Origin of the sequence: Sulfurimonas sp. C5 (assembly GCF_029872055.1) — a bacterium.
Classification (GTDB): Bacteria; Campylobacterota; Campylobacteria; order Campylobacterales; family Sulfurimonadaceae; genus Sulfurimonas.
The window spans coordinates 844,038-859,898 of record NZ_JARXNQ010000001.1; the positions used below are offsets into that span (position 1 = coordinate 844,038).

Consider the following 15,861-nt stretch of genomic DNA (forward strand, 5'->3'; position numbering starts at 1 on the left):
GGAAGCCCTTGTTTGACATAAGAAAATATACATCACACAACATAAAAAATGATATCCTTTCAGGTTTAGTGGTTGCCGTAGCCTTAGTACCAGAAGCAATTGCATTTAGTTTTATTGCAGAAGTAAGTCCGATAGTAGGTTTGTATACTGCATTTATCCTAGGTCTAATCACTGCCGTGATAGGTGGAAAACCGGGTATGATTAGTGGAGCGACAGGAAGTGTTGCCGTAGTTATTATAGGTTTAGTTCTAGAAGCTAATGCAATGTTGGAGGAGATGGGTGTCATGGGGGATGATCTCTATATTCAAACCCTCAATTATGTTCTTCTCGCAACGATACTTGCAGGACTTATTCAAGTTTTAGTGGGTGTTTTCAAACTTGGAAAATTTATTCGTTTAGTACCTCAACCCGCACTTTACGGCTTTGTTAATGGTTTGGCTATTGTCATTGCAATGGCACAGTTTAAATTCTTCGATCACCAAGGATGGGAGATGTACGCTATAGTCTTTACTACTATGCTTATTATGTACATAATGCCAAAATATACTAAAGTTGTCCCTGCAGGTCTAGTTGCAATTGTGGCACTCACAGTTATTGTTTATTTTGCTAATATTAATACTCTGACAGTAGGAAACTTGGCAAACCTTTCAGAGTTTAAAGGACAGCTGCCACAGCTGATTATCCCTGAAACACTTTTTAGTGTGGATGCTATACTCATGGTTCTTCCATATGCTGTCATCATGGCACTTGTAGGGTTAATTGAATCACTGCTTACACTTGCTGTTTTAGATGAGATGAGCGGTAAACGCGGAAGTGGAAATCAAGAGTGTATTGCTCTGGGTGCCGGAAATATGACTTGTGGTTTCTTTGGTGGTATGGCTGGTTGTGCGATGATCGGGCAATCTATAATCAATTATACGTCAGGTGGACTTGGCCGTCTTTCTTCTTTTACAGCAGCAGTTGGTCTTTTAATACTGGTTATCTCTTTAACAGATGTACTAAATATTATTCCTGTAGGTGTTTTAGTAGGTATTATGTTTATGGTAAGTATTGGTACCTTTGAATGGTCAAGTTTTTCCCACTTTAAACATATGCCAAAAGAGGACCTTTTCGTAATGCTTGCAGTAACTATCATTACTGTTTTAGAAGACTTGGCTGTTGCAGTTATCGCAGGTGTAATCATCTCGGCATTGGTATTTGCATGGAAACATGCTCGTATCTGGGCTAAGACACATGTAGAAGAAGACGGTACAAAAGTATATTCTTTAGAAGGTCCTCTATTTTTTGGAAGTGCTACAACATTTTCTGATAACTTCTCAATTGATCAAGATCCGCCAAAAGTAGTAATTGATTTTAAAAATGCAAGAGTACTAGACTTCTCTGGTGTTGAAGCCGTTGACAGCATTGTAAAAAAATATGAAGATGCAGGAAAAAATCTCTTACTGAGACACTTAAGTGCAGACTGTAAAGCTATTCTCAAAAAAGCTGGTCCACACTGTACATATGAAGAAGACGATCCAACATATAAAGTTGCAATCAACTATTAAAACAATTCCGATACTATTATTGTAATAGTATCGGTTTTAATCTTCTAAAAGTTCTTTCTGAGGTTTACCTAAGTAAAACCCTTGAGAAAACTCTATATCGAATTCTCGAACCTTCTCTAAAACTTCTTTATTATGCACAAATTCTGCAACAACTTCAATATTACATAGCTTACAAAAATCAACAATAGTCTGTACTACAATTTGGTTCTTCGTATTTTCTACTATGTCTTTAATAAATACACCGTCTATTTTAATAAAGTCCGGATGAAAATCTATCAATCTTGCAAAGTTTGAATTTTCAATACCGAAATCATCCAGTGCTATTTTAAATCCTTTCTCTCTTAAAGAAGTAATTTGTGTAAGCATATACGGTTTTGTTAAAGTGGTTATATCTTCCAAAATTTCTAAAATAACTCGTGACGGAGGAATATTATATTGTTCACATTTTTCAAGCAACAAATCTTCTAAATACTCTAGATTAATATCGTCCGATGTAATATTGATCGAAAAAGAGTACTCTGTTTTTGAAAACTTTTCAAACGCTGTTTTAATCACAAAGCGGGTAATTAGCTCTAATATACCAGTTACTCTACAGGCATACATAAAATTATCGGGTGTTATATATGAAGTTCCATTTGAAATACGAATCAGACATTCGTATTTCACTACTTTGTTAGTTCTGTTATCTATAATAGGTTGATAAAAGAGAACAAACTTTTCATCTTCCATATACTGTCTTACATTTTTAATCCAGTCTATATGCTGTAAATGATTCTTGATGAAACTTGAATTTTGATCAAAAAGTTTGTAAGAATTTTTTTTGTACTGGCGTGCATCGTCAAGTGCTAAATTAGCATTATTCAGTAACTTATATCCCTGTCCGGTATATATCCCTATACTGAAAAAGATTTTGACTACTGAGTTCTCAGTTTCATAAATATCCATCTCGTTAAAAAAAGAGATAACAATCTGTGCTATCTCCTCTTTTTCAATATTTAAGGTAAGTTGGTCTGTTAAAAAAACAAATTGATCCCCGTCAAAACGGAAAATCTCTCCGTGTGCCGGTTTTAACATTTTTAAGTAGTTTGCTATATTTTTAAGTATCTCATCACCTATTAAATAGCCATAAGTATTATTAATATTTGAAAAGTTATCGATATCTAAAATAAACAAAGTATATTCTTTATTTGTTTTGATATATTCTAATAATGCCAATCTATTATACAAACCTGTCAAAGGGTCTACATAACAATCACATAGTTTCTCTTCAAATTCAATTTTCATAACGCTATAATAGCAAAAAAATGTTAAATCTGGTGAATTGGGAGTTCTACTGCAAAGGAACTACCACCCTCTTCAGGAATATATTTGATCTTTCCTTTCATTCTCGTCTCAATAATGTTTTTGGCAATATAAAGTCCTATTCCTGTACCTGAAGATTTATGTTTTGTTGTAAAGTACGGTTCAAAAATCTTCTCTTGAATTTCACTAGGTACTCCACCACCGTTATCAGAAATTTTCACAACTCCTACATTTCCGTTACTTTCTAAAGAAAGACAAATATACCCCTCTTTGATAATATTTTCTTTAATAGACTTTTTAATAGCATCCGTGGCATTATTTATAAGTATGAACAAGATCTGCTTAAATTCATTTTCAACACCTTTAAAAGCAAAATGATCGTTGTCTAGCTTTGTTTCTATTTTAATGTTACAGTTTCTTAGTTGTGCTTCTAAAATTCTCAATATTTCCACAATACTTCTACTTGGCATAAAATACGCTTCATGTTCATCGGCAGCAGGATTTAAAAAGTTTCTGAAATCATCAATAGTATCTGATAAATAACTAATATTGTAAGCAATGGCTTCAAGCTTCTCTATAAGTTCATCTTTTTTAATATCACTTACAGCCAATTGTGTTTCTATATTTGCAATAGCAAGTCCCATTATATTAAGCGGTTGTCTCCATTGATGAGCAATAGATTCCAACATCTCCCCCATTGCTGCTTGACGGGACTGATGTAACATTACTTTTTCTTGTTTTTGCTGTTTTTGTACTTCATAACGTACTTTTTCTTCCAGTTTCTCATTAAACTCTTCAAGCGTTTTTCTCTGCGCTTCTAAAAGTGTTAAATTCTTTTCCAAACTTTCTTGTGCTTGTTTTAACTCAGTAATATCACGTCCTGCCCCAACAGTTCCAATAATTTTTCCTTTACGATCATAAAAGGGTGCTTTAAAAACTTCTAAATAAAGCATCTTGCCTTTTACATTTCCAAACTCTTCAAAACGCATAGGCTTATTATTTTCAATAACTACCTGATCACTGTTAAAACACAACTCTCCGAATGTGTGCCAATTAGGATTGTCTTTATGCTTTCCTCTTTCTCTTAAAGCAAAAAAAACATCATTTTTTCCTACTACTTCATGAGTATCTTTTGCCATAAGCAAGCCATCACATAGTGCTTTATTTGCATAGATATACGTACCTTCTATATCTTTAATCCATAACATATCCGGCAGATGGAGTGTTAAAAGTTCCAGTAATTCAGTAGCATGTCTTTTTACCTGTGAATGCATATAGTATTTCCCTTGTCTATTTGAGCTTTATAAAAGATTCTGGTTGAATATTTCTGTATTTTGGCATATTAAGTCCAATATTCGCATTAATGTACGTAGGATCTGCTATAACATACTTTCGAGTTCCAACTGTTACCATGTCACCGTTTAAAGGTACGGAAAGTGCCGTAGTCATGTGATCTTTATATTTTACACCTACAACACCGTAATCAAATATCTTTTTAACTAGTTTTCCAAATAAAATTGCTCTATCTTCACAATCTGAGCTATCATAGTAAAGTGTCTCTTCTGCAAACATTACTTTATCTTTTCCAAACTGTTCATCGTCTCGTTGATATTTAAAAGATTTTTGAACAAAATGAAGAATAAAATTTAAACTATATAATGCTTTTTTACCATTAATATATTTTCTTAAACCTGTTATAACATCATTATATACGCTACTATCAAAAGCTGCATTAAAATATACATCATAATCAACTTGTGGATATGTATTCATAAAATCTATAAGGTTTTTATTAATTGACACATCAACATCATATCTACCTGCTTGATTTGAAAACGTCAATTTCTTTTTTAATAGTGATTGTACTAAATTCGGTGTTTTTGGCATAGTAAAATCAAGTTTCTTAACAGCCTCTGGATACTTTTTATCATAAGTATACAATCTTCCCAGAGAGCTTTTAGAATTTTGATAGTCTATAGCATAATAATACGTATCTTCGATTTTATATCTAGGTGTTGCAAAAATAGTTTGTTTCGAGTTTTCCAGCAGAACTATATGATTTTGCACTAAGCCTATTTTAACGTCATAGGAGAGTTTTGTAAGGATAAACCATTTAAAAAGCTGTTCTTCATCAGGTTTAACGTAAATATGTTTTGAAATTGCAGTAACAAGTTGAAAAACACCCCAGTCATTTAACTGCATCTCAGCGGCAATCTTTTGTACACTATCTATCAGTTGTTCATAATCACTAGAAGCCATTACACCAAAAAAGCTTATAATACCGTTTTGATTCTTTGGATAAAAACGAACATTTTTTATTTTTTGGTCAATATTAAATCCAACCAAAGTACCGAAAAAATTAAACTCAACATCCTTATGGATTACTTTTTCTTCTTTTTTCTCTTCTCTCTTTTTTTCTATTGTAGGCAGTGAGATATCTACTCTCGGTCCAATCTCTTTTGATGGTGTTTCTTGAAGAGATTCTATATTTTTCGGTTTTGGTTTTTCAAAAAATTTAGGAGTTGTATATGCTTCGTATTCTCTCCATTGCTCTTGTAGATACTTGTTAAATTCCTGATCGCGCTTATCTTTAAACTCTTCAAATGAACCTATTTGTGTACGTTTGAAATCTGCAAAGCTTTCAGCTTTTAAACTAAATGATAAAAATACTAATAAAAGACTAAAAAGGCCAAACAGCCTGAACAATTTTAGAACCCCATCCTCTATTATTTGCACGATCTACATCCCCTTCCGTTTTATAAAGAATTTTTGCATCACTCATTTGAGTTGAATTGATAGTATTTGTCTGGTCTATATCGTACGGGCGAATAACACCACTTATTTGTATGATCTGTTTTTGTTGATCAACCAAAATTTCACGTTTGCCACTGATGTAGTAGTTTCCGTTGCTTAATACTTTTACAATTCTAGCAGAAACTGTGGTTGTAAAGCTAGCATCTTTAGTTGCACTACCCTGTCCTTTGTAAGAACTAGTAGATCCTCCTGTAAAACCGATATCTGTAAAGCCGTTAAGTTTATTAACTGCTCGTGCTACTTCTCCATTCATATTTGAACCGTTTGTACCAGTAGTAAATGCTCCACCGCCTAATGCCAATGAATCAGTTTCGCTTAGTTGTTTAGATCCTGTATTAGAACTCTGTGCTGTCTCAGAAATAACCACTGTTACAATATCATTTACATGCATCGCTTTATGATCGGAAAATAAAGGATTTTCCCCCTGTCCAAAAATACTTCCAGTAGATGCAAAGTCCTGACTGTCTTCTTTAGGTGGCATCTCCTCCACATATTTTGGAGGTTCAAAATTGATTTCCGGTTCTGTCAGGTTTGCCGTACAGCCGCTAAAAAACAGTGTAGACAAAAAGATAAAAAATGATACAGTTGTTATTTTCATAAAGATGTTCCATACTTATTGTGATTTAGCTATAATTCTAGCAATTATAGTTCCAGAAAAAAGGTATAAAATATGTCATTAAGAGAAACAATTAATCAAGATCTAAAAGATGCAATGAAAGCAAAAGATGTAAAGAAGAGAGATGCACTTCGTCTTTTAACATCTGCATTTAAACAAATTGAAGTAGACGAAAGAAAAGAATTAAACGATGATGATATTATCAAAATCATACAAAAACAGATCAAAAGCCGTAACGATTCTGCTGCTCAGTACAAAGATGCTGATCGCCTGGATTTAATGGAAAAAGAGCTTGAAGAAATCGCAGTATATGAACCTTATTTACCAAAACAACTCTCAGATGATGAGTTAGCTGACGCTTTAAAAACTATTATTACAAATGTTGGTGCAGAGTCGATCAAAGATATGGGAAAAGTTATGGGTGCTGCAAGCAAAGAATTAGCTGGAAAAGCTGACGGAAAAAGAATTAACGAGTGCGTTAAAACACTGCTTTCATAAATTTTACCAAATTCGTTTCCATGCTTCAGCTTGGGAACGCAAGATACCAACTTCTTATATTGCTTCTATTTTATGCATCATACGTTTATAGTGACTTCCATGCCAATAGATGCGTTTACATTTAGGACAGATCTCAAAAAAGTTAAAATAGTTCAATACTTTGCTGGGTACTTGGTCTAAAATCTCTGTCTTGTTAACCTCTTTGAGTGTCACGTTACATAAAGTACAGCGAGATTTTTGTCTATTGTTTTTAATGGAAAAAACTCTGTTAAGTTCACAAAGTTGTTCAAAATTATCGATTGAGTGCAAATAAAAGGTATTTGAGGTTTTCTTTTCGTGTAGCAGCTTGTCACGGGTAAGAATAATCCTATCCTCTTGCTCAGACAATTCAATTAAATCGTCATCATCAATAGAATCAAAAAACAAAGTATCAAACCCCATCATACGTAAATACTTTGCTAACTTGCCTAAATGACAATCGGCAATAAACTTTAAACTTTTTGCTGCATTCATATCAACATTATAACTAATGTAATATCCTACCAATCATCAAGAAGGATCTTTGAAGGTGCTTCTTCCTCAGTTTTTTCTTCTACTTTTACAACATTTATTTCCGGTTCTTCTAGAACCTCAACTTTTGGTTTTGAAAGCTGTTCTTCATATTGTAGTTCAAGTCCTTTAGATGTCATTACAAAACCATCCACTTTAATTTTTCCGTCATGAATTTGATTGTGATGCTCTTTACACAACGGGATCAGATTATGTTTATGATCTTTATGGAAGTGTCCAATGAAACCTGAAGAGTTTGCTAAAGATTTATGATTAATGTGATGCACATCTTCAGCCACTGCTCCACAGATTACACATTTCGTGACATACAGATCTTTATTGTACTTCGATTTTTTCTTTTTCACTAAAAGTTCAAGCTCATCAAAATCGTTTGCAAGTCTTTTTCTTATGTTGTTTGCCATCTCTAGGAATTCATTATCCATATGGAGTGATTTTGCAAACTCTAAACCATAAATACTACTGCCGCTTCCCTCTTGAAGTACACGGTTAAAAAGTAATTTATCGCTTTCTTCATCATACTCTACACTTAAATGCAGGTCTACTACGTTATTGATATTCGTAATTTCAGGCATAGTTGAAAGCTGATGCAGATGGGTTGCAAATACAAAAAGACATCTTGTATTTGCAAGTTTTTTAATTGCACTTGCAACGATTGCGACTCCGGAAAGTGTTTCCGTTCCATGAGAGATCTCATCACCAAGAACGATTGAGCGTACCGTTGCACGATTAAAGATATTTTTGAGTTCTAGCATCTCAACGGCAAAAGTTGAAAGACCTTTAGCCAGGTTATCTTTTGAAACAATACGGGTAAAGATAGAATCAAACAGACTAAATTTCATAACAGAAGCACTGACGAAAAAGCCTGATTGTGCCATTAAAATTGCGATTCCGACACTTTTCATCAATGAGCTTTTTCCACTTGAATTGATTCCGTATAAAAGTACACCGTTGACCTCATGACCATCATGCACGCTTACATCAAGCATAATTGTCTTTGGATGCGGCAGATCCATATAATCACGATTTCCCATCACTATATCGTTTGGAACATACAGCCCACCGCGCTCCTGGATCTCGATCAAAGGATGGCGCAGCTGCATTATCTGCATAAAGTTCTCATCATCTTTAACATCGACAATCATCGGTCTTGCATGATTATAATCGGTTGCTGTTTTTGATGAGCTTACTCCGACATCAAGATCTGCTACATACGAAATCACTCTTTCAAAAAGTAAAGAATAGCGTCGCTCAAATACAGCTTGTACCTGCATATATCTGTCTTTTACAAGTGCTACGATCTTACGGCGGTTTTTCATTATGCGATCTGAGAGCTCATCTGTAAAACTTGAAGTAATTTTGACACTGTTTGTCAATTTTTTCACATCAAACTGACTGAATTCAGGATCTTTTTTAAATTCACTCTCAATTAAAGAAAAGCGGTTTTTACTCAGAGATATATAATATCCCTCTTTCTCTAAAACTCCTAAAGTAACCAGTTTTGTCGTAGAGTTTGCATTGGAATCTGTAAGTAGGGCCTCAATTTTTTGCATAATATCATCAAATGCAATCATCATGACCGAGTTTTCTTTTGTAAGGGTGTCGATGCTCTCATCAACGCCTTCCATCAAGAAGTTCTCATCTACTGTAGCGTTTGTAAAACGGCGTGATACATCAAGATCAATCGTTTTTACGATATCACGTAAAAATTCATCGAGTTCACTCTCATGAAAAGGAGTCTTTTGGATCTTGTGTTTTTTCACATAAAGCATTAAATCTTTAACACTCACCAAAGAATCATAAATGTGATTCATCTCAAAAGGATGCAGACGTCCTAAATTTAAACGACGGGCAAGACGTTCCAGATCGTAAATTCCGCGCATCATCTCATCTAAAAAACGTGTATGGGACGATACTCTCTCGATCAGGTTATAACGACGCTCAAGTTCTTCGCTCTCCATAATAGGATTGAGTAGTCTCTCTTTTAATAAACGGCGCCCTATTGCCGTAGAACTGCGATCAAGCATTCTTAGAAGCGTAAACTCTTTTTTGTCTTTTGATATTACACCCATCTGCTCGAGTGCATTGTTTCCAAGATACATAAAACGACGATTGTCTATGATTCTTGGCATAGACATCTTTTGCACAATGTAATAATCGTGCTCTATTACAAAGTCTATGAGAATTGCCAACGACTCTGTAATCATAGGATTGCGTTCTAAGTCAAGATGCTCGATTGGAGAGAGAAGTGACTGAATCTGATACACCCCTTGAAAGAGCTCGTTTTGATACTCAACTTTTAAGCGTTTATTGTTTACAGAGTAATGGTAATGTTCAGGAATTTCAAGATACTGCATTACATGCTTCTGATTTTCAACACCCTCTAAAAACGTAACAACTACTTCACTTGTTCTGTAAACATTTAAAAGATTAAATACCTCGTCAAGTGCATAAAAAGGGTCTTCACTCGTAGAATGTGTCTCATATAACCATGTTTTTCCAGTTGTAACATCGATGGCAGAATATCCAACACTGTAGATATCTTTATACTTATCTACCAAAATCGAAACAATGTAGTTGTCATCGTTGTCAACTATATGATCAAAGTTTGTCCCCGGAGAGATAATTTGAGATATGTAACGGCTTATTTTAGGAGGATTTCCCTTTTGTCTAACAACAATGATCGTGTATTTCTGCTCTTGAATCAAGCGGTTTAAGTAACGCTCGAAGCTCACTGCAGGGACACCAGCTAAAAGAGGGTTTTTATCAGAATTTTCGACAATGTTTTTATTTTTTTTCGTGAGCTGGATATTGAGTAGTTCGGCTATCTCTTTTGCTTTACCGACTTGTGACTCGTCGTTGTTGACTTCATACACTTCAAAGAAAGTACCAATCTCCATAAAAACAACCGTATCACGACCATATTTCTCTTCAAAAAGTTGTTGCAGTTCAAAATATGTTTGTGTTAAAAGTTTATTTTTATCGTTAAGTATCCGATCGAAGCTTGATGAGTCCATTTATATCTTTATATCCCAAGAATTTTGGGCAATTATATCATATTTGATGTTTATGTTAAGTTTTTGACTTTCTTATCATTACTATCAAAAAAGAATTACATTTATGTTAAATCTTTTGATTTATTACAGAATGATTACATAAAGATTACATAACGGTTACAACGCTTATAATTGGGCTTTTAATCAAATAAACTTAAGTCTTCAAATCATATACTTCGTTAATTTTACAAAAGGTTAGAAAAAAAATGAAAAACTTGTCAATTAAACTACAGGTAATTCTGTTAGTGTTTATTTCCCTTATTACATTAGCAGTTATCACAACTTTCATCTCTGTCAATGATTCAAAATCAACTTTGATGAAAAATAGCTATAACCAGTTGACAATGGTCAGAGATATTAAAAAAAGTAGAATTGAAACCTATTTTAATAATCGAGTTAAAGATATTGAACTTTTAGCAGGTTCAGAAGAGATTAAAAATATGGTNTACAACGCTTATAATTGGGCTTTTAATCAAATAAACTTAAGTCTTCAAATCATATACTTCGTTAATTTTACAAAAGGTTAGAAAAAAAATGAAAAACTTGTCAATTAAACTACAGGTAATTCTGTTAGTGTTTATTTCCCTTATTACATTAGCAGTTATCACAACTTTCATCTCTGTCAATGATTCAAAATCAACTTTGATGAAAAATAGCTATAACCAGTTGACAATGGTCAGAGATATTAAAAAAAGTAGAATTGAAACCTATTTTAATAATCGAGTTAAAGATATTGAACTTTTAGCAGGTTCAGAAGAGATTAAAAATATGGTAAATGACATAATATTCATGAATGACATGTTAGAAGTTGAAGATGACGGAACATATCCAGTTAATGATCCTGCAATTACAAAAACGGTAAAACCGTACGAAAACTACTTTAAAAACTATATCAAGACATATGGTTATTATGATCTATTTATCGTATGTGCCGAACATGGACATGTAATGTATACAGTTGCTAAAGAATCGGATAACGGAGCAAACCTTCTTCACGGAAAATTAAAAGACAGCGGTCTTGCAAGAGCTTTTAGAGCTGCATTGGCAAATAAACGTCCTACTTTTGTCGATATGGAACCTTATGAACCAAGTAACCATGAACCGGCAATGTTCTTAGCAACACCTACTAAAAGTGGTGAAGCTGTTTTAATTTTTCAACTTAGTTCTAGTGCAATCACATCAATTATGCAATACCGTCAAGGATATGGAAAAACTCAGGAAGATTATCTTGTTGGTCCGGACAAGTTAATGCGTAGTGATAGTTATCTAGATCCAAAAGGACACAGCTTACTTGCCTCTTTTGCTACTCCTGAAACAGGTTCTGTAGATACTGAAGCATCAAACTTAGCTTTAGATGATCAAAATGATACAAGAATCATAATCGATTACAATGGAAACCCAGTATTATCTTCATTCTCAAGTGTACCTGTTGGCCAAGATTTTTCATGGGCTATCATATCTGAAATTGATGAAGCAGAAGTTTTAGAAACTCCTCATACATTGCGTAACCGTATTATTGTATCTTCAATAATCGTTCTAATCATTATCGGTATTGCTGCTTATTTTCTTATGAATATCAGTATAGTAAGACCAATTGAGCGTTTTAAAGAAGTTATTTTACAAATAGCCCAAAAACATGACTTGACAATGCAAGTAGATACAAATACACCTCTAGAACTTTCTTTGATGGGAAAAAGTTTTAATAAGCTCATTACTGAGTTACGTGATTTAATAGAAACATCAAAACAAGGCTCTTCAGAAAATGCATCTATTTCACATGAACTTTCAACTACAGCTCTAGGTGTTGGAGAAAATGTAGAAAAATCTTCTACTGTAATTAGAGAAGCAACAGATCAAGCAAAAGAAATTAACAATGAAATAATCCACTCAATTCATTATGCACAAGAGAGCAAAAAAGAGATTATTCAGGCAAATACAAACCTTCAAGAAGCACGTGACGAGATTATTAACTTAACGACAAAAGTACAACAAAGTGCTCAAATAGAAGTAGAACTTGCTGAAAGAATGGCTACATTATCATCTGATGCAAACGAAGTAAAAGTTGTTCTAGAGGTTATTTCAGATATAGCAGATCAGACTAATCTACTTGCACTTAATGCCGCTATCGAAGCTGCACGAGCAGGTGAGCACGGTCGTGGTTTTGCAGTTGTAGCTGACGAAGTGCGTAAACTTGCAGAACGTACTCAAAAATCTCTTACGGATATTAATGCAACAATTAATATTATTGTACAAGCAATTAATGATGTGAGTGGACAAATGAGTATTAATTCTGAAGATATTCAGTCTTTATCAAATGTCTCTTTAGAAGTTGAAGAAAAAATCAACTCAAGCGTTGCTATTGTTGATAATGCTGTTAAAGCTAGTGACAAAACAGTTAGCGACTTTGAACAAACAGGGCAAAACGTAGAATCAATTGTAGAGAGAGTAACTCAAATAAATGAAATCTCTGCTCAAAATGCACGTAATGTGGAAGAGATTGCAGCAGCTGCAGAACACCTCAATTCAATGACGGATGAACTACACAATAAATTAGAACGTTTTCATACTTAAAATAAAAAGATGAGTAATAAACTCATCTTTTAACGCATTACCTGCTTATGAATCATTTTACTATACTCAGGACTCACTAACTCTTTCATAATCTTATCAAGTGATAGAATTGATAATACATCTTTACCAGGTGTTTCACTACTTGGGAAAACCAAACTGTCAATCAATGTCCCACCACCGATAATTTCATTGTGAAGTTGATTAACATTATCATTTGCCACTTCAGCAATAATACCTAAAGAGTTCACTAATATTCCTAGATAAGTATCATGTTCACCGTATTTAATAATTACAATCTCTTGATATTCTTCAACATCTTTTTCCTGTAAGAACTTCTGAATATCAATTACCATAACTGCTTTATCATTATATATTACAGTACCTTTAAAGTGGTGGTTTTTATCTATTTTAATAGTAGTTTTTAACTCAGTAGCACTTACCGTTTCCACAACATGTCTTGTATCAATCCCTAGCCATTGATTTGCAATCATAAACGTTGCAATATCAATAGATTCTGTCCCTTTTTCAAATACGACATCCGTTTTTGGAGAGAAGTTGTCATCCTTATGATATACAGCTTCACTTTTGTCACAAATATATGAGAAGAAGAATGAATATACATCATTTACATAGTCATCTTGAGCACTTTTATACTCTCTATACCCTTTTGAACACTTAACACCTAAAGCATAATATTTTTCATCATAAATAATGATCTCGCTTGTTGACTCTCCGGATTGGAGATTAAAATAAGAACTGTCAAGTTCCAAATATTGACCAACTTGGTGTTTTTCATTTGTAGACGATATAATTTGCATATTTTTAGTAGCCAATGTTGCAAAAACACCATTTTTCGTAGTACCGTCTATATTTTTAGGTAATGACTCATGAATCATGTTTTTAAACTGTATCTCTGAATCAAATACAAGCCCAATTCCACCAACAACACTATCATTATTTTTAATAGCAGCATTATAGATATACGTATGTTTATTATCATAATATTCACTCGCTTCAAAATCACTTACCGCATATTTTGAAGAATCACTTAACTCTAATGTGTGTGTAACAAAGTTTTTACTTACACGTTTACCTATTAAATGTCTCTCTTCTTGATTTGAAGTTGCTTTAATATACCCATGTTTATCGTATATAAAAATATTTGTATATACCGTATAAAGATCATTAATATACTCTAAAATTTCATTCATTCTAAGCACATCATCCATAACTATATTGTCTTTAGCCAAGATTTTTTGAAAATCAGATGTCAATGCCCACCATCTACAGTCATTTGCTCTTTCATATAAGTTTCTATCCATTATGTCAACAATAAGGTCTGCATAAAAAACACTGTCACCGAGAATAATAGTTTTTGTAAGATTTGCTATTGAAGAACCGATAATAGATTTTGTGTCTTGTCCTGTTTGACGAATCTCGAGCATTAAAGCTTTAGAAAACTGTTTATTTGAAGTCGTACTTCCCTGATTAATTGTCCCGTTCCAAATAGCACGATTCAAACTTTTTTGTATGCTATTTGCTTGTTTTGGAATATTTTTCAATGCTTCAGTAAACTGTTTACCGTTTTGTAAAATAGAAAGTAATAATTCTTCACTGATTTCAAAAGTATCTTCATCTTCTTGTGCAAAAGCATGTGTAATAGGAATCATTACATGCCCGTACCATTCTAAACCGTGAAAGCCTTGATAACCTGTTGTTTTGTTGCTTTTACAAATATAATCCACTCCACCAAATGAGATTAATTTATAGCTATCATGTAAAACTATCTCCAGCTCAGCACCAAGTGGTATTTGGTATTTATCACTTGTAGCAATAACAACACCCTCTTTGTCCAATAATAGTATTGCTTCTTTTTTGTCTTTATTGATTAGATTGTTGAAAATTTGTTTCATTTCATCTTGAAACTTGAAACATAAAGACAAAATACCTAATACTTCAGAACCTTCTTCATTAGTTTTTGTCACCCTATATGAGTATACAAGAGATTTTTTTTCTTTTGGCAAGAAATCATGATACTTAAATGTTTCTACATATTCGCTACTTGTATTTAAAACTTCATCAATAATTGAATCTTTAGATTTTGAAAGCGTTAAGTCTTCATCAAGATTAGCTAAGATCTCTCCCTTTGGACTCATCAATACAATATCAAAATATACACTGTATTTTCTAATGTATTCTCTAAAACGCTCTTTGATAATATCTAAATCTTCTTGATAGTGAGTAGAATATTTCGTATCGTTTTTAAGTAAAAATGCTCTAATATCATCATCTGTAGCCAAAAAACCAATATCAGCTGTTCTTTCAAAAAGATTTCTAATCATAATGTCAACAGCAACTTGTGCTTTGAAATCCATTTCATTGATATTTTTATTTAATAATTCAATAGCTAAGTGGTTAATCAGTTCATATGAAAGCTCAGTAAAATTGTTTTTAATTTTACTCATATTAACACCCGCATCACCTAATTGACTTAATAATGAAAGTGTGTTCCAGTGATTACTTAACTCATGTAATCTTTCTCTATCATCTTCCACTTGTTCCATATGTTTTATATATGGAATTACATCATTGGAGATATTCTTATATTTATAGTTATTCTTTTTCATAAGCACTATCCTTTTCTGCATCAAATTTTATAAAATCTTTAACGAAAAAGTTATAACTTTGTGATTATTTTTTATACAATAAAGAGAAATGGAATAGATTATGTATGCACATCAGTTATGCAAACAATAAGACTAAAGAGAACAAACGTAATATAGATGAATTAAATAAGATGATTGAAAAGTTAAATTGAGTGATTATTTTGAAAAGAATGAATCTGATCGAACTAGGCAGCGACCTACGTTTCCACTCTTGCAAAGAGCAG

Annotated in this window: 10 protein-coding genes; 3 read left to right on the forward strand and 7 right to left on the reverse strand. The window is 33.1% G+C overall.

The annotated features are described in order from the left end of the window. Window positions 1-8: 8 nt before the first annotated feature. On the forward strand, window positions 9-1,547 hold the full coding sequence (locus tag P6N22_RS04155) for a SulP family inorganic anion transporter (protein ID WP_280330435.1): 1,539 nt from the start codon (window positions 9-11) through the stop codon (window positions 1,545-1,547). Window positions 1,548-1,583: 36 nt separating this feature from the next. On the opposite strand, the gene P6N22_RS04160 is transcribed toward P6N22_RS04155, so the two are convergent. From P6N22_RS04160 to flgH, 4 genes are read right to left on the reverse strand one after another with little or no spacing between them, the layout of a single operon-like run. Beyond that, window positions 1,584-2,831 carry a bifunctional diguanylate cyclase/phosphodiesterase gene (locus P6N22_RS04160; RefSeq protein WP_280330437.1) on the reverse strand — a complete coding sequence of 416 codons (1,248 nt, stop codon included), beginning with the start codon at window positions 2,829-2,831 and terminating at the stop codon, window positions 1,584-1,586. A 23-nt stretch (window positions 2,832-2,854) separates the two neighbouring features. Then, window positions 2,855-4,123, reverse strand: coding sequence for a PAS domain-containing sensor histidine kinase (locus tag P6N22_RS04165; RefSeq protein ID WP_280330439.1), 1,269 nt, complete (start codon window positions 4,121-4,123; stop codon window positions 2,855-2,857). A gap of 16 nt (window positions 4,124-4,139) precedes the next feature. Next, window positions 4,140-5,555, reverse strand: coding sequence for a hypothetical protein (locus P6N22_RS04170; protein WP_280330441.1), 1,416 nt, complete (start codon window positions 5,553-5,555; stop codon window positions 4,140-4,142). Then, window positions 5,530-6,255, reverse strand: coding sequence for a flagellar basal body L-ring protein FlgH (gene flgH / locus P6N22_RS04175; protein WP_280330491.1), 726 nt, complete (start codon window positions 6,253-6,255; stop codon window positions 5,530-5,532). Before flgH ends, P6N22_RS04170 begins: the two co-directional genes overlap by 26 nt. Before the next feature lie 78 nt (window positions 6,256-6,333). On the opposite strand from flgH, the gene P6N22_RS04180 reads away from it, so the two are divergent. Further along, complete coding sequence (locus P6N22_RS04180; RefSeq protein ID WP_280330443.1) at window positions 6,334-6,777, forward strand: GatB/YqeY domain-containing protein; 444 nt, start codon at window positions 6,334-6,336, stop codon at window positions 6,775-6,777. 54 nt (window positions 6,778-6,831) lie between these two features. Here the strand turns inward: P6N22_RS04180 and P6N22_RS04185 are convergent, their stop codons facing one another. Together P6N22_RS04185 and P6N22_RS04190 are read right to left on the reverse strand one after the other, a co-directional pair. Then, a complete protein-coding gene (locus P6N22_RS04185; RefSeq protein WP_280330444.1) occupies window positions 6,832-7,290 on the reverse strand; it encodes a Mut7-C RNAse domain-containing protein in 459 nt (152 codons plus the stop codon). A gap of 26 nt (window positions 7,291-7,316) precedes the next feature. Continuing rightward, on the reverse strand, window positions 7,317-10,361 hold the full coding sequence (locus P6N22_RS04190) for a DNA mismatch repair protein (RefSeq protein ID WP_280330446.1): 3,045 nt from the start codon (window positions 10,359-10,361) through the stop codon (window positions 7,317-7,319). A gap of 573 nt (window positions 10,362-10,934) precedes the next feature. Here P6N22_RS04190 and P6N22_RS04195 point away from each other — a divergent pair. Next, window positions 10,935-12,971 carry a methyl-accepting chemotaxis protein gene (locus P6N22_RS04195; RefSeq protein WP_280330448.1) on the forward strand — a complete coding sequence of 679 codons (2,037 nt, stop codon included), beginning with the start codon at window positions 10,935-10,937 and terminating at the stop codon, window positions 12,969-12,971. A 29-nt stretch (window positions 12,972-13,000) separates the two neighbouring features. Here P6N22_RS04195 and P6N22_RS04200 read toward each other — a convergent pair whose 3' ends face one another. Next, complete coding sequence (locus P6N22_RS04200; RefSeq protein ID WP_280330450.1) at window positions 13,001-15,598, reverse strand: chemotaxis protein CheW; 2,598 nt, start codon at window positions 15,596-15,598, stop codon at window positions 13,001-13,003. Between the last annotated feature and the right edge of the window lie 263 nt (window positions 15,599-15,861).